This window comes from Desulfonatronovibrio magnus, assembly GCF_000934755.1.
Taxonomy (GTDB): Bacteria; Desulfobacterota; Desulfovibrionia; order Desulfovibrionales; family Desulfonatronovibrionaceae; genus Desulfonatronovibrio; species Desulfonatronovibrio magnus.
The window spans coordinates 470,060-486,408 of the sequence record NZ_KN882175.1; the positions used below are offsets into that span (position 1 = coordinate 470,060).

A 16,349-nucleotide genomic window follows, 5' to 3' on the forward strand; every position below is an offset into this window, starting at 1 on the left:
TTAATATATAAGCATCATAATTAATATATAAATTTTAATTTCTAACCAACCTTAATTCACCCCATGAAAAAATTCAATTGGCAACCATGGGCACTGCTTGCGCCTTCGGTCAGCGCTATTTTTTTCCTGCTTGTTGTTCCTGTTCTGTTTGTTGTTGTTTACAGCTTCTGGCTCCGGGCCCCTACTGGTGCTGTTATTCCAGACTTTCAGTTCGGTAACTATGCCAGATTCTTTGAAGACTTTTTTTATCCCAGCATCCTCATCAGAACCATTCGGGTTTCGTTAATCTGCGTTTTTTTATGCCTGATTTTCGGATACATTCCCGCCTATTTTTTTCACCGCAGCAAGTCACGCTACCGCCAGGCCATGATCCTGCTCATCATGCTTCCCTTCTGGATTAGTTTTATCATCAGAACCATGAGCTGGGTCAACATTCTGGGAGCCAATGGTTTTGTCAATCATGCCCTTATGAAAATAGGCCTCATATCCGAGCCGCTATCCCTTCTCTACAATGAAGGTGCTGTTCTTATGGGGCTGATTCAATTCCTGCTGCCCTTTATGATCCTTAATATCTTTGTCAGCCTTGAGGGAATTGACAAAAATTTGCTGGAAGCCGCAAGAAGTATGGGCTGCAATGAATGGCAGGCTTTCAAGGAGGTGACACTGCCTTTGAGTCTGCCCGGAGTGAGTGCCGGATGTCTTCTGGTATTTGTGCTCACCGCAGGGACCTATCTGCCGCCAATGATTCTTGGCGGTGCCGGCAACGAAATGATTGCCAATCTGATATTCAACAGGGTTATCGGCACTCTTGACTGGCCTTTCGGCTCGGCCATCAGTGTCATTCTGCTCATTCTTCTTGGAACCATTGTCTGGACATACAACCGTTATCTCGGCATCAACCAGCTTTTCAACGCCTTCAAAGGAACTTAGTCATGCTGAAAATTTCAGGCTGGTCTCTCATCAGGTTGTTCACCATCATGGTCTATGTATTCATGTTTCTGCCCATTGTGGTGGTCATCATCCTGTCCTTCGACACCCAGCAGTTTGCCAGCTTCCCCATGCAGGGTTTCACTTTGCAATGGTATTACGAACTGGCCCAGAATGAATCCATCATCAGGGCCTTTAAAAGCTCCATTATGCTTGGGGCCCTGGCTGCTCTTATCTCTACCAGTATTGCAATACCGGCAGCCATGGCCTTTGTCCGCTACAGCTTCAGAGGTAAAAACTCCATCAATACCCTGCTTCTGGCTCCAATAATGGTGCCTGAAGTTGTCTTGGGGGTAGCTCTTTTACTGTTCATGCGCTGGCTTCAACAGCCCAAAAGCTTTGCCATGCTTCTGCTGGGTCATGTTATGCTTACCTTGCCTTATGTGCTGCTCATTGTGCAGGCCAGAATGGTCAGCATCAATAATGTCTATGAGGAAGCAGCCAAGTCCCTTGGAGCTAATCCCCTGCAGACCTTCAAGGAAGTAACCCTGCCTCTGCTGCTGCCGGCAATTCTGGCAGGCATGCTCTTTGCCTTCACCATTTCTTTTGACAACATAACTGCAACTCTGTTCTGGGCTACTGCTGAGCACCAGACCGTACCGGTCAGAATCTTTGGAATGCTGAGACACTCCATAAGTCCGGAGATAAACGCTCTCGGTACAGTCATGATCTTTTTCACCATTATGACACCTCTGATTGCTGCGCTCAGCATCAGATACTTTTCCAGGAAAAGTGCCTGATCTGCACCAGGAATATTGATATGAGCATTACACATTTTTTGAACCATTACTTTTTTTAACTCTTAAGACGTGAGGAGGATTTTATGAAAGAAAGGCTTAATGAAGTGAAGCATCAGTATGAAAAGGGCAATCTGTCCCGAAGGGATTTTGTTAAATACCTTGGCATTGCCGGTGTTGCTGCCGGCCTGGCTGGAGGCCCTTTTGGAATGATTCGTCAGGCCATGGCCGCCGGACGGATTCGCTTTGACGGATGGGGAGGGACCACATCTCAGGCCTTCAGAAGATACGCCTTTGATCCATTCACTGAAGCAACCGGAATCAGGGTTATTGACGGGGAATTCGGCGATATGGACTCCTACCTGACCAGAGTTATAGCATCATTTCCTCCGGGTGGAGAATTCAATCTGGCCCATTTAAGTGGTGTATTCGACTATGCCAGATACGTAGGTCTTGAATTTCACACCAAACTTGATGAAAGCAAAATCACCAATCTGAGTCTGGTTATGAATGCCATGATTGAGCCTTACCGCAAAATAACTCCTGATGGGCTGTCAGCAGTACCCTACAATCTTGGTCAGACCGGCATTGCCTATAACACAAAATATATTTCCAGGGACAAGGCTGAAAATCTGGGAGCATCCCTGCTCTGGGACGATGAAATCAGTGGACGCCTGGGAAGCTGGGGAGACTGGAGGACCAATATATGGTATGCAGCCCTGCATACAGGCCAGAGCCCCAATGATATTCAGGATATGGATGCAGTCTGGAACGCTCTGAGTGCACAGGTGCCCATGGTCCGAAAATACTGGGCTTCAGGTGCTGAACTTATGAGTCTTCTGGCCAATGAGGAAATCCATGCCACGGTTGCCTGGTCCGGACGGGTTGCCCATTTGCAGGATCAGGGTTATCCCATTGCCTTTCTGGCTCCGAATGGCTGTTATTCATGGCAGGAATGTATTTTCGTCATGAAGGGTACTGATATTGACGTAGCTCATCAGCTTCTTGACTTCATGCTTGCACCGGAAGCCTCAATAGCCGTTGCTGAAGGTCAGATGTACCCGCCAAGCCTTGATCCCAGCAAAGTTGAACTTACTGACAAAATAAAACAACTGCCTGCTTTTGATCCCACAGGAAAACTTGAAGGTTATCTCTTTGCTGATCCTGAATACTGGAATGCCAACCAGCTGGCATGGGCTGAAAGATGGGACAGAATCAGAGCCAGAGGCTAATTTTTATCTGTTCATCATGCTACTCTAAGTGCGGAACTGTGATTTACTATCTCTCCGCATTCAAACTTGACTCCCGGCAACAGTTTGCCGGGAGTCAACATTAAAAATCAGGAGTTTTTCTTACAGTGGAAACCACACAAGACAACCATGTGGTCCGTTTGAGGGGCATTGTCAAAAAATTTGGCAAGCTGCAGGCCGTGAAAAAAATTGATCTGAATATTGAGCAGGGATCACTTGTCACCCTTCTGGGGCCTTCAGGCTGCGGAAAAACAACCATACTGCGCATGATAGCCGGTCTGGAACATCCCACCAGCGGAGAAATTTTCATCAAAGGCCGACTGGTCAACAATATCCCCATTCACAAACGAAATCTGGGCATGATTTTTCAGAACTATGCCCTTTTTCCCCATAAGACCATTTTTGATAATGTAGCGTTTGGTCTCAAATACCGTGATGTTCCCAAGATAGAAATTAAGGACAGGGTCCGAAAAGCTCTGGAAATGGTTCGTCTGCCTGATGTGGGCAAGCGATATCCATCACAGCTTTCCGGGGGTCAGCAGCAGCGCATAGCCCTGGCCAGAGCTATTGTTATCGAGCCTGATGTTCTGCTTATGGACGAGCCATTGTCCGCACTGGACGAAAACCTCAGAGAAGACATGCGCCGTGAGATTGACAACCTTCAGCAGATGCTGGGCGTAACCACCATATTTGTCACTCATGACCAGCGTGAAGCACTGAGCATGTCCGATAAAATCATTGTCATGAAGGATGGTGTTCTGCAGCAGGAGGGACCACCTGAGGAGGTATATAATTTTCCATCCAACCGCTTTGTGGCTGACTTTCTGGGCTCATCAAATTTTTATCCTGCCAGGGTTGAGGATGTGGAAAACGGTCAATATTCCATCCGCCTGGACTCGGGTCATGTCATCACTTCCGAGCACCCTTCCCAGTGGAACCAGGGTGATCGGGTAGAACTGGTGATAAGGGCACAGAAATTTTACATTTATGCTGAGAACGAAGCACCGGAAGAAAATCACGGTAACCAGTTCAAGGGAGTTATAAAGGACCGCAGTTATATGGGGGGCGAAGTCAGCTATTTCGTAGATTTGGAAGGCGGACTGTCCATTCACGTCATAAGTATTGTCAATTTGCGGGCCCTGAAAATCGGCGACAAGGTTGTTGTGGATGTAGCACCGAGGCATTGCGGACTTTTACCGGGCAACTGATTATGATACCTGAACATATACTTCAAGCATTTAATAATTGTTTTTCACAAGGCATTACCACCATAGATTCTCATACAGCAGGAGAATACACCAGACTTGTGGTCAGCGGCATTGAACCTGCAACAGGCAGGACCATGGCGGAAAAAAGAGTGGCTTTCATGTCCCGTTATGACCATGTAAGAAAACTGTTGACCATGGAACCTCGCGGCAACCGGGATATTGTGGCAGCCCTTGTTACAGAACCAGCGACCCCTGAAGCAGTTCTGGGACTAATATATATGGACGCACGAAGATACCCCTACCTTTGTGGGCACGCCACCATCGGAGCTGTCACTACCTTAGTGCAGACAGGACTTATACCGGCTGAACCTGATGAAAACGGTCTGGCCGAAATGATTGTGGACACCCCTTCCGGCCCCATGCCTGTTCAGGCTGAAATCAAGGCTGACAGGGTCATTTCCGTATCCTTTACTTCAGTTCCGTGCTTTGTTCTCACAATGAACCAGGGCCTGACCATTCCCGGAATCGGGAGGGTGACCATTGACCTTGTATTTGCCGGTGGTTTTTTTGCCATGGTGGATCTTGATCAGCCGGTTTTGCAAAAACTGTCATTGGACAACAATCAACTCATTGCCCTGGGCATGCAAATTACAGAACAGTCCTGTTCAGAATTCAAAGTCAGTCATCCGGAAAGGCCTGAAGTGTGCACCATTGACGTTACCGAATTTTACAGGCATGAAAATCCGGATGAGGGCATCAGCTATGTGGTTTACGGCGATTCACATCTGGACCGCTCACCCTGCGGTACCGGAACATCCGCCAAAATAGCCCTCCTGCACCACAAGGGGCTCATATCGAGACATACTGAATATATCAATAAAGGCCCCCTGAAAACCAAATTCAAGGCACGTATTGTCCGCGAAGTCATGGTTGGCAGCCATCAGGCAGTCGAGGTCTGTATTACCGGCAGCGCCAGCATTACCGGACTGCACCATTTTGTCCTGGATGAACATGATCCTTTCCCCAACGGTTTTTTAATCTAATGCCAATCATATGCGCAAACCCGACCTTATTCTGGAAAATGCCCGGATCCATACCATGGATCCGGAGATTCCCCTTGCCTGCTCAGTAGCAATTGCCGGCAGAAGGGTTATGCATGTCCAAAGGGATGCAAAACCTGAAATTGCAGGCGGTCCCCGTACAAAACGCATTGACCTGGAAGGCAGGCTTCTCATGCCGGGCTTCTGGGATTCCCATTTTCATTATTATCAATGGGCCATGGGGCGCATGGACATTGCCCTGGACCAGGCAAAATCCTTTACCCACTGCATGCAGATGATCCGCGCCAAGGCTCTGGAAATCAAGACGTCCAACAAACTGCTCTGGGTCCAGGGACAGGGTTTCAATGAATCAGACTGGCCTGACAACAGAACTCCCCTTCGTCAGGACCTGGATGATGCATGTCCTGATATCCCGGTCCTTATCTGGAGATGTGACCTGCACCTTGCCGTTGCCAACAGCATGGCTCTGGAACTGAGCGGGCTGGCTGATGACAGGCCTGATCCCATCAAGGGACTGATAGGCAGGGATGAGCGAGGCAGGTTAGACGGCATTCTCAGAGAAGAAGCTATAAACATTGTCAAAAGAGTGGCTCCTGAACCGGACCTTACAACCACAACAGCCATTATGGGCCAGGCTCAGTCAGGCCTTCACGCCCTTGGCATTACCGGTGTTCATGATGTGCGGCTGGCTGGCAACCAGTCTGAATCAGCCCTTACATTCAGAGCCTGGCAGGCTCTGCGCCAGAACACACAACTCAAATTGCGCTGCTGGACCAGCCTTCCTGGAGAGGAAAGGGAGTCTGTTCAGAGACTCGGCCTGCGGACAGGGCTTGGAGATGAATATCTGCGAGTGGGTCACCTCAAATATTTTATGGATGGAGGCATGGGTGCCAGAACAGCCTGGATGCTTGAACCCTATCTTGACACAGGAACAAACGGTCTGTGCCTCATTTCTCCAGAGGCCATGCTCAGAGAGGTTATTGCCGCTGATCAGGCAGGTCTTGCTGTTATGGTTCATGCCATAGGAGACAGGACATGTCATGAACTGATTACTGTTTTTGAAAATGCTGCCATGGCCATGCCCAAAAAAAACATTGAACCTGCTTTGAGCCACCGTATAGAGCATGTCCAGGTTATCCGCGAAAATGATCTGACAAGACTGGCGCGTCTTGGCATGCCGGTATCGGTACAGCCGGCTAATATGCTGCTGGACATCAATATGATTGATCAGTGCGCGGGAAAAACAGGAAGATATGCCTATAACTTCGGATCCATGACTGATGCCGGCATAGATGTCATGTTCAGTTCGGACTGCCCTGTCTGCACCCCCAATCCTCTTGTTGGAATACAGGCCGCTGTTACCAGGGCCAGAAATGATAAAAGTCCTGATGGAGGCTGGTACCCTGAACAGAAAGTATCCCTGGACCAGGCCCTTGCAGCATACACTTCCACCCCGGCCAGGGCTTACAAATCATGGAACATCCACGGAAGCATCACTGCGGGAAAGTTTGCTGACATGGTGGTGTTTGAGGACAATCTGTTCAAGGCCGATGTCCATCATATTCACCGCGCCAGGGTGGCCATGACCATCTTTGATGGAAAGATTGTTTACCAGGCAGACCATAGCTGAGCCGTAATGAATCTTAGTAATTTGCCGCCTCAATCCCGTAGCAAAAAACAAGGTTTTTTGTAATAGTTAAGCCCTTTTCTAAGGAAAGCAGGGGACAGGCACCACAGCCCTTGTTTTTTGTTGATGTAAAACACAGACTTAATAAAACAAGGGCTGGGAGAGCCAGTCCCCGTGCCACATGCAAATGGCTAAACTGTTACGATTTTTTTAACCCTGACAAGAACAATAATGCTCTGGATCCTAATTCTTCAGCCTTCGGACTTCAGCCTTCAGCCTTAAATCTTAAGTCTTAAGGCTGAAAAGTACGGTTATCGCTCCAGCTTAACGATCCTTGTCTAAATTGGGTTGTGAGTACAGCCCGCGTTAGAGGTTTGCAAATGAATACATTTTACCTGTGCATGGCATTGTTTCTCGTCATTAATATTCTGGCCGGCTTGTGGAGAGTTGTGGCGGGTCCCCGGCCTGAAGACAGAATGGTAGCAGCCCAGCTTTTCGGCAGCACGGGCGTTGCTACCCTGCTTTTACTGTCTCAGGCCCTTGACTCTCCATATATTAAAAACGCAGCTCTGGTTTTTGCCCTGCTTACGGTCATGGCTGTGCTGGCCTTTGTACGCAATACATCCCATGGATTGAAGCAGGATATTGAAAAATGAATATTTTTGAAATTTTGTCCATTATCTTCTGCCTTTGTGGCGGCATCTTCTTCCTGGGAGGGACTGTTGGCCTGATACGTTTTCCAGACACCTACAGCCGGCTGCATGCTCTGACCAAGGCCGATAATCTGGGGCTTGGATTTACTGTTCTTGGCTTGACCCTGGTCAGCAGCTCTGTTCCGGAGATTCTCAAGCTTGTACTTATCTGGACCCTGGCTCTGATAAGCAGCTCCAGTGCCTGTTACTTCATCGGCAACCACATGTTTCAAATTAAAAAAACAGTCAGCAGACAAAATGAATCTAATTTTTGATTTATTCATCGCCATTTGTCTCATAGCCGTATCAGTTAGAATTATCCTGGTTAGAGAACACTTTCAGACCATCGTCCTTTTCATCACTTTTGGACTGTTTCTCGCTCTGGCCTGGACCAGACTGCAATCTCCGGACATAGCCATAGCAGAGGCAGCAGTAGGCGCCGGTCTGACCGGGGTACTGCTCATGGACAGCCTGGGGGCAATTAAAACATCCAGAAAACCTGCCCGCAACCGGATTCCTCTGAAACTGGTTTTTCTAACCATTGCACTAATTATTGCCCTGAGTTATTCTGCTGTGCATATTCCCTATGACTTTTCAGGACTCAGCCAGGCAGCCCATGATGCCATGCCCGCATCAGGACTTGAATATCCTGTGACTGCAGTCCTTCTGGATTTTAGAGGCTATGACACGTGGTTAGAACTTGGAGTACTTCTTGCTGCGGTAACCGGAGTGCTGGCCTTGCGCCGCAGAACCAACCTTACCGGATCTTTGCTCCCAGCACCTGCCGAGCCTGTGGGCCGTTGGATAATCAAAATTCTTCTGCCCTTCATGGTCTTGATTGGCGGCTACCTGCTCTGGCTTGGTGCTTATGCCCCTGGCGGAGCTTTTCAGGCCGGGGTTGTTCTCGCTGGAGCCGGAGTCATGCTCTGGCAGGCAGGACACCCTTCCATTGCTGTACTGCCCGGTATATGGTGGAGAATATTATTATGCTCAGGATTTAGCGCTTTCCTTATTCTCGCTGTATTGTCTTTATTTTATGCAGATCAAATGCTTACCCATCCGCAATCCAAAGCCTGGATCCTGGGAATTGAATATGCGGCCACCATCTCCATTGCAATTTGCCTTGTCAGCCTGATTCAGGCATCTCCGGGCTCAAAACCGGACTCAACGATCCCCAATTAACTTCTGTGAAAAAACATAGCCATGACATCATTAGTAATTTATCCAATAACAGCAGTCATCCTTTTTTCTGTCGGACTTCTCGGCCTTGTAAGCCATCCAAATCTGCTGAGAAAGATTGTCTGCCTTAATATAATGGCCGGTGGAGCGTTTCTTTTTCTCATCAGCCTGGCTTACCGCGCCGGTGATCCTGCAATGGATCCTGTACCCCAGGCCATGGTCCTGACAGGTATTGTTGTCGCTGTCAGTGCTACGGCCTTTGCCCTTTGCCTGGCCCGGCTCATCAAGGAAAAGACCGGACACTGCAGTTTCGATGATAACAGCGAACAATAACTTATCTGATGCCTGAACTGCTTATTCTAATTCCATTTTGTGCGGCTGTTGTGTGCTTTTTTATTTCCGGCAAGATTCAGGCGTGGACAGGTCTGACTGCTGCACTGCTCATTGTGACTGCTGCACTGAAGCTGAGCAGAGATATCTATACCAGCGGTATTCAACGCCTGAACCTTGGAGGATGGGATGCTCCTTTAAGCATTGGACTGAAGATTGACGGGCTTTCCATAATCTTCATCCTGCTTACTGCTGCAGTGGGCCTGATGGTCAGCCTTTACAGTGTCTGGTATTTTTCAAAAGAGGATGAAGCTAAGCAGGCAACATACTTCTGGCCTTTATGGTTTCTGCTCTGGGGCGCTCTGAACTCCCTGTATTTTGTTGCTGACATCTTCAATGCCTATGTAGTCCTGGAACTGATCAGCATCAGCTCCGCTGCTCTAAGTGCCCTGACCGGAACAACAGCATCCCTCAAGGCAGCCCTGCGTTATTTCCTGGTGGCCATGGCCGGGTCCATGTCTTTTCTGCTTGGAGTGGGCTTTGTTTATGCTCATACCGGCGCGCTGGACATGCAGACCATAGCTCAGGCCGCAGATCATGGCCCTCTCATGTTTTCAGCTCTGGGACTTATGACCGTGGGTCTGATAATGAAAGCAGCTCTTTTTCCATTTCATTTCTGGCTTCCTCCAGCCCATGGCCAGGCTCCTGCTCCTGTAAGCGCCATTTTGTCCGCCCTTGTTACCAAAGGTTCTTTTTTTCTGATTTTAAGGCTCTGGTTCTCTACATTTCCCATGGACGCCTCAATGCACTACCCGGCGCTCTTCATGGGAACAGCAGGAGTTATGGCTGTACTGTGGGGTTCATACCAGGCTGTAATTCAGACCAGGATAAAACATATCATCGCTTATTCCAGCATTGGACAGCTCGGCTACCTGTTCATAATCTTCCCTCTGATGTTCATTAATTCCGATCCCTATTGGCAGCTGGAAGCCTGGACCGCGTGTATTTTTCAGGTAGTATCCCATGGACTGGCCAAAGCAGCACTGTTTCTTGCAGCCGGAAATCTCATTCTGTTTTGCGGTACCGACCACATAAAGTCCATGCGTAATATTGCCGGCTCACTGCCTATGACTACCTTCACCCTGGGCCTGGCCGGAGTAAGTCTCATGGGACTGCCCCCCAGCGGAGGTTTTGTGGCCAAGTGGATGCTTTTGCAGTCCATCATCATTAGTGGTCAATGGTGGCTGATCATTGCCCCGGTTATGGGTGGTCTGCTTACAGCTGCTTACATATTTAAAATCCTGTCCAGCACATTTGTTTCCGACCGCAATGTGCTAAAAAAAAACAATATTTCATTTTTTATGGAAAAATCAGCTCTGATACTGGCTCTTCTTGCCATGCTTATGGGCTTCAGAGCTGAAGAAGTAATCTTTCTGCTCCAGGAAAGGATGAGCTTCGAGCTTTCAGGGGGATATCTGCCATGAATCTGGACTTCTGGCTGCCCGTTCTTGTCTTGTCCAGTTCCCTTTTCACCGGAATAGTCATCTTCTTCCTCAAGGAAGAAAGCACCAGACTTAGAACAGCGCTTAACCTGCTCGGGGCGTCCATAAAAGTAGTTGCGGTTCATTATATGGCTTACAGATTGCTGGTCCTGGACATTATCCATGAAATCAGCTTCAGCATGGGCCTTGGTTTTGACTTTATTATCAGGGTTGACTTTCTATCCCTTATGTTTGTCAGTCTGTCCAGCAACCTGTGGCTGGTTACCACTCTCTATGCTGTGGGTTATCTTGAGGAATCGCCCAACAGAAGCAGATTCTTCGGATTTTTCAGCTTGTGCGTGACAGCAAGCACCGGCATCGCCATGGCCGGAAACCTGATTACTTTCTTCATGTTTTACGAATTTCTGACCCTGACCACCTACCCCCTTGTAGTGCACAGAGAAACGAGACAAGCCCTGGATGCTGGACGAACATATCTCTGGTACACCATTCTTGGCGGAGCCATCCTTTTTGTAGGCATAGTCTCGCTGCAGGTTCTGGCCGGTCCTGTGGACTTTGTGGACTCGGGATTCATGCAGTCCCTGGGGCATGAACATCACCTTACCTTGAAAATAATTTTTGCATTGCTCATTATCGGTCTCGGAGTAAAGGCAGCCTTAGTCCCCCTGCATGGCTGGCTTCCTGTAGCCATGATTGCGCCTGCCCCGGTATCAGCCCTGCTCCACGCCGTAGCAGTGGTCAAAGCTGGAGCGTTTGGAATCGTCAGGGTGGTATTTGATGTATTTGAAAGAGATTTTGCAGGCAGTCTCGGCCTGCTGGGACCTCTTACCGGCATTGCCGCCATTACCATTATCTATGGATCCATAAGAGCCCTGACCCAGACAGATCTAAAAAAACGACTGGCCTATTCAACAGTCAGCCAGGTATCCTACATTACTATTGGAGCTGCCCTGATTGCGCCTTTTTCCACAGTGGGAGCCATTGTCCACCTCGTGCATCAGGGAGTGATGAAAATCACCATGTTTTTTTGTGCGGGAAATATTGCCGAAACCCTGGGGCTGCATAATATTCGCGAACTTAAAGGTGTTGCACGGCGCATGCCTCTTACAGCCATCATGTTTACCCTGGCGGCCTTTGGCATGATAGGCGTTCCCCCCATGGCCGGATTCATCAGCAAATGGTATCTGGGATTGGGCGGGTTGGACAGCAATAATGCCTGGGTGCTGGGTGTTCTGGTGCTAAGCAGTATCCTCAATGCTGCTTATTTTTTACCCGTTATCCACACCATGTGGTTTGAAAAGCCGGACCGGGAATGGAAAACCATCCGCTCCAGCAGACTCGAAGCCCCCTGGATGCTGCTTACTCCACCTGCTATAACTGCCCTGGCAGCTTTACTTGCCGGTTTGTTTGCCAATTGGGAATGGAGTCCCCTGGGGGTTGCCAGACAAATTGCTGTGGGCATGGGGGTTTACCCATGATCTGGATCCTTGCTGTTTTTTTTCCTCTTGTGGCTGCATTTTTCTGCCTTTTGCCCGGTAAAGGCTTTCTCTCGGGCAGACTGCTCATGGTCTGTGCGCCCTTGCCTGCCCTTTTCATGGCCCTGAGCGGACAACATGACCAGGGGATTGAACTGAATAATTTTCTTTTGCAGTCTCGCCTTGGATTCACCCCCTGGGGCAGGGAACTCCTTACAGCCATATCCATTGTCTGGGCTGGAAGTTCCATTTATGCCGCCTTTGGCAGATGGAACCTGACCAGATCCTTTGCAGTAATGTTTCTTTTGAGCATGTGCGGCAATCTGGGGCTGATTGTGTCCCTTGATGCCATCAGCTTTTATCTGTTTTTTGCTCTTATGACTTTCTCATCCTACCCGTTGATCATCCATTCAAGAGAGGAGCATACCATAAGGGCGGGCAGAATCTATCTGATCATGGCTGTACTTGGTGAAGGACTGCTTCTCGCAGGTTTGATGACCTCTGTTGCTCTGACTGGCAGTCATTACTTCAGCGACATACACCTGACTATGGCCACTGTCCCCGAGACTCACCCTGTCTTTGCAATGCTCTTTGCTGGATTCGGCATCAAGGCAGGTCTTGTCTTTTTGCATTTCTGGCTGCCCCTGGCCCATCCTGCTGCTCCTGTGCCGGCCAGTGCAGTGCTGAGCGGGGCCATGATCAAGGCCGGACTTGCCGGATGGATGTTCTTTTTTCCGCTGGGAATGGCTGACTTTGGTCTCTGGGCAATCATTCTGTCTGTCATGGGTATTACCGGCACATTCTGGGGGGTTCTGGCCGGAATGGCAGAAACAAGGCCAAAAGTTATTCTGGCCTTTTCCAGTATAAGTCAGATGGGTTTGATGACCTTCTGTTTTGGCCAGGGCCTTTTTATGGAATCTTTGTGGGTAATGGCCGGACCAGCCATGGTTTATCTGATTATGAATCATGCCCTGTGCAAGGCAACACTTTTCCTGCAGACAGGAATCTCAATGCGCATATCATCCGGATATGCCGGACTTATAAAAGTTCTAAGTATTATTCCGGCTCTGAGCCTGGCCGGAGCACCATTTACAGCCGGCATTCAGGCCAAGTATCTGCTCAAGGACGTTGCAGGACAAGGTCCATTTGGATCCATCAGTTCATGGATCCTTTCCCTGTCATCTGTTTTGACAACTATCCTTCTTACCCATTTTTTCAGCTGCCTTGAAAAAACCAGCATCTCTGGAAAATCTGATGCAGCAAAATACTCATCATGGTTAGTAATGATACTAACTGTTCTTGTGCTGCCCTTTACTATTCATCATTTTCAACCCGATCTCCGGCCGTATCTGCTTAACTCTTCAACTGTTATATCAGGGCTATGGCCTGTCATATCAGGCATTGCCATCTACATATTCTTCAGCAGGTTTATCAGCCGGAAAGCAGCACGCACAGTGAATGCGCTCCCAGTATTAGCCGAACTTCTGGAAAAAGCCTGGTATCATCTCAATTCAAGGATCAGGCAAAGCAGGGTTTTGGGATCAGAACAGGTCAGCATGAATTTTTCACAATATACAGATATGATTATCAGCAGCAGACTGGCCGTAAAAATTTCCAGAGGACTTGAAAAAAAATTTTATTCCTGGACAGTGTTTGGTCTGTTTTTCATGGTATCCATCCTTTTTTTTATTTTTCTTGCCTGGATCGGTCAATTTAATTCATAATAAACTTGTATTGAAACTGCATGTAAAATCAGTCTTGCCCACAGCTATGTCATATGTTATTTTTATCTCTGTCATATCTTTATAGAGTTTGTAAAACATGATAACAAGGAAACACTCATGGAACTTAAAGATGCCATAAAAGCCGCATTACAAGAGTTGATTATCCCTGAAATTAAAACACTCAAGGCAGAATCACTGCAACTAAAAGTTTCCCTCGAACATACCAATAAAAGGCTCGATGATATTAATATCCATCAGGCCGATCAAAGCAGACGGATAGATGACACAAACAAATGCATCGAATCGATGCGTACTGAATTCAGCCATAAATTTGACGGAATTAATAAAAGATTCGAGGACGTAAACAAAAGATTTGATGACGTAAACAAAAGGTTTGATGACGTAAACAAAAGATTCGATGACGTAAACAAAAGATTCGATGAGGTTTACAAGCGATTTGATGATCAACGTAGTGAATTCAGCCAAAAGCTTGATGACCTAAGAGCCGAACTCAGCCAAAAAATTGATGACTTAAGAGCCGAACTTAGCCAAAAAATTGATGAACAGAGAGCCGAATTTAGTTTAAAATTTGAAGAAGTTTATAAAAAATTCGAAGCTGTTAACAGTCGTTTCGACAATATGAACAACAGATTTGAAAAAATGACATCCGAATTCCACAACAGATTTGATGCGCTGAACAAACGCATTGATGACCTGCAGGCGGCAATGGTCCGTCGGGAGGAGCACAGTGACATTATTGAAAGAATACATCGTCTGGAGCTTGACATGTCCGAGATTTACCGAAAAGTGGCAGCCTGAGATCTAACCTTTTCAAAAAAATAATGAAAATCAAAAATAATTTGTAATCATCTATTTTTATTACATTTTTTGATAGGTCAATATGTCTTTGGAACCAGACCAGGTATCTATCCAAATTTATGAACTTTATTTCTTGCAACCAGGAACTTTCAAAATATTATACACCATGTCCATAAATGAAAAAAGCAATTCTGAAAATGAAGACTTTAGACTGTTTACCGGTCTTTCCAGGCATCCGGTTAAACTACTCCCTGGTCTAACAGTCAGAATTGTCATCTTTTCCATTATATGGTGGGGGCTTTCTGCCGGGGTAATGGACCAGATCATTCTCATGCTTTTCCTGATCCTGGCTTCAGCCCTTATAAGCATCCTTCTAATTCCACCTCAGAAGGTAAACATAACCGGCATGATACTTTTTATCCCTTTTTTTATTCGTCTATCTGTGATGGGCGGAATTGATGTAGCCTTCAGGGCCTTCAGACCATCCATGCCTCTGAAAACAGGATTTGTAAAATATCCATTAAGCCTCTCTCATCAAACAGCCAGGGTGCTGTTTGTCTGGGTGGTGAGCCTTTTGCCTGGTACAGCTTCGGTCTGTCTCAAAGATAATGTCATGAACATTCATGTTCTGGACCGCAATATTAACCATACTTCAAACTTAGAGAAACTTGAGCATAAAATTGCACTGATTTTTGGTTAAAACAGGACAGTCATTTTTTTATCAGCTTTTCTAACAGCTCAATATGTCTTTGAGCCCATGCCAGTAGTCTATCGAAGTATATTGACCTTATTTCTTTCAACCAGGAACAAATAACAAAGAACCACGAACCACGAACCTCTTTCTGCAATTAAATTAAACCCAACCCTTGACAATCGGCCAAAGATCAATCAATAAGAAATATTTCGTGTTGGTTTTCATTTGTCTGTATATAATGAACCTCCACCTGAATTTCATAAACAGTTCATAACTAAAGACAAAACTTTATTGTCTGAATGCCTGCACTGTGAAATTCAAAAGAGTGGGCACTGCTCATCCTGATAAATACCAGATCGGAACAAGCTCCGTTCTGGACAGGGAACAGCTGTCCGCTCCACTCCAAGCTATACTTAATTTACTGGGGTGGGCCTTTGGGTCCACTTTTTTTTTGACTCTAAGCATCTCACCCTGCCCTGAGGACTGTTGAGCACATTGAGACTCACCTTTGTAAAACCGTTTAGTACTTACATGGACTGCAGGCAGACAGTGAGTACGCCGGGTACTGAAAGTCACCTGTTTGTGGAGCTTTGTTATGAGTAAAGAACAACAATTAAGCAAACTAACCGAGCTTGCTGAAATATATTGTCGGGCCCTGGGCGTTTATCTGTGGGGCATTGAGTACCATCCCGGTCCTGGTGGAAAAAAAGGCATACTGCGCATCTATATAGAAGCTGAAAATGGAGTGACCATTGATCACTGCGCAGAACTCAGCAGGCAGATAAGCGTTGCTCTTGACGTTGAGGATATAGTGCCCGGTGCTTATAATCTTGAGGTGTCTTCACCAGGTCTTAACAGGCAGTTTTTTCATATTGATCAATTGCCTGATTACCTGGGACAAAAAGTTAAAGTTGTTCTCAAGACACCGAGGGACAACCGCAAAAAGTATTCCGGCACTTTATTGAGAGTGCAGGATCATGAAATAATAATTGAATCGGACTCCAATGCACAATGGACTTTTCCATGGGACGAAATCCATAAAATAAATCTTGCGGGTTAAGCGC

Annotated in this window: 16 protein-coding genes; all 16 read left to right on the forward strand. The window is 47.1% G+C overall.

The annotated features are described in order from the left end of the window. Window positions 1–63: 63 nt before the first annotated feature. Window positions 64–930 (forward strand): ABC transporter permease, encoded by an 867-nt coding sequence (locus LZ23_RS13935; protein WP_045215028.1) that lies wholly within the window; start codon window positions 64–66, stop codon window positions 928–930. Between the two features lie 2 nt (window positions 931–932). After that, window positions 933–1,727 carry an ABC transporter permease gene (locus LZ23_RS13940; protein WP_045215029.1) on the forward strand — a complete coding sequence of 265 codons (795 nt, stop codon included), beginning with the start codon at window positions 933–935 and terminating at the stop codon, window positions 1,725–1,727. Between the two features lie 83 nt (window positions 1,728–1,810). Continuing rightward, window positions 1,811–2,956, forward strand: a complete 1,146-nt coding sequence (locus tag LZ23_RS13945; RefSeq protein WP_045215031.1) for an extracellular solute-binding protein — start codon at window positions 1,811–1,813, stop codon at window positions 2,954–2,956. Window positions 2,957–3,081: 125 nt separating this feature from the next. Beyond that, on the forward strand, window positions 3,082–4,182 hold the full coding sequence (locus LZ23_RS13950; RefSeq protein WP_045215032.1) for an ABC transporter ATP-binding protein: 1,101 nt from the start codon (window positions 3,082–3,084) through the stop codon (window positions 4,180–4,182). Between the two features lie 2 nt (window positions 4,183–4,184). Then, window positions 4,185–5,225 carry a proline racemase family protein gene (locus tag LZ23_RS13955; RefSeq protein ID WP_045215034.1) on the forward strand — a complete coding sequence of 347 codons (1,041 nt, stop codon included), beginning with the start codon at window positions 4,185–4,187 and terminating at the stop codon, window positions 5,223–5,225. Window positions 5,226–5,235: 10 nt separating this feature from the next. After that, window positions 5,236–6,873: an amidohydrolase gene (locus LZ23_RS13960; RefSeq protein ID WP_045215035.1), complete on the forward strand. Its 1,638-nt coding sequence runs from the start codon at window positions 5,236–5,238 to the stop codon at window positions 6,871–6,873. A gap of 377 nt (window positions 6,874–7,250) precedes the next feature. Continuing rightward, window positions 7,251–7,526 carry an MrpF/PhaF family protein gene (locus tag LZ23_RS13970; RefSeq protein WP_045215038.1) on the forward strand — a complete coding sequence of 92 codons (276 nt, stop codon included), beginning with the start codon at window positions 7,251–7,253 and terminating at the stop codon, window positions 7,524–7,526. Next, window positions 7,523–7,837, forward strand: coding sequence for a cation:proton antiporter (locus tag LZ23_RS13975; protein ID WP_045215040.1), 315 nt, complete (start codon window positions 7,523–7,525; stop codon window positions 7,835–7,837). The genes LZ23_RS13970 and LZ23_RS13975 overlap by 4 nt, the downstream gene beginning before the upstream one ends. Continuing rightward, complete coding sequence (locus tag LZ23_RS13980; RefSeq protein WP_045215041.1) at window positions 7,821–8,744, forward strand: hydrogenase subunit MbhD domain-containing protein; 924 nt, start codon at window positions 7,821–7,823, stop codon at window positions 8,742–8,744. The genes LZ23_RS13975 and LZ23_RS13980 overlap by 17 nt, the downstream gene beginning before the upstream one ends. Before the next feature lie 21 nt (window positions 8,745–8,765). Then, complete coding sequence (locus tag LZ23_RS13985) at window positions 8,766–9,074, forward strand: sodium:proton antiporter (RefSeq protein ID WP_045215043.1); 309 nt, start codon at window positions 8,766–8,768, stop codon at window positions 9,072–9,074. An 8-nt stretch (window positions 9,075–9,082) separates the two neighbouring features. Next, entirely contained in the window at window positions 9,083–10,555 is a 1,473-nt protein-coding gene (locus LZ23_RS13990; RefSeq protein ID WP_045215044.1) for a complex I subunit 5 family protein, read from the forward strand. Further along, entirely contained in the window at window positions 10,552–12,051 is a 1,500-nt protein-coding gene (locus LZ23_RS13995; RefSeq protein WP_045215046.1) for a complex I subunit 5 family protein, read from the forward strand. Before LZ23_RS13990 ends, LZ23_RS13995 begins: the two co-directional genes overlap by 4 nt. Next, complete coding sequence (locus LZ23_RS14000; protein ID WP_052507394.1) at window positions 12,048–13,772, forward strand: complex I subunit 5 family protein; 1,725 nt, start codon at window positions 12,048–12,050, stop codon at window positions 13,770–13,772. The genes LZ23_RS13995 and LZ23_RS14000 overlap by 4 nt, the downstream gene beginning before the upstream one ends. A gap of 117 nt (window positions 13,773–13,889) precedes the next feature. Then, window positions 13,890–14,591 carry a hypothetical protein gene (locus LZ23_RS22770; protein WP_052507395.1) on the forward strand — a complete coding sequence of 234 codons (702 nt, stop codon included), beginning with the start codon at window positions 13,890–13,892 and terminating at the stop codon, window positions 14,589–14,591. 82 nt (window positions 14,592–14,673) lie between these two features. After that, window positions 14,674–15,291 carry a Na+/H+ antiporter subunit E gene (locus LZ23_RS14010; RefSeq protein ID WP_084591066.1) on the forward strand — a complete coding sequence of 206 codons (618 nt, stop codon included), beginning with the start codon at window positions 14,674–14,676 and terminating at the stop codon, window positions 15,289–15,291. 589 nt (window positions 15,292–15,880) lie between these two features. Further along, window positions 15,881–16,345, forward strand: a complete 465-nt coding sequence (gene rimP / locus LZ23_RS14015; protein ID WP_045215047.1) for a ribosome maturation factor RimP — start codon at window positions 15,881–15,883, stop codon at window positions 16,343–16,345. Window positions 16,346–16,349: the final 4 nt, after the last annotated feature.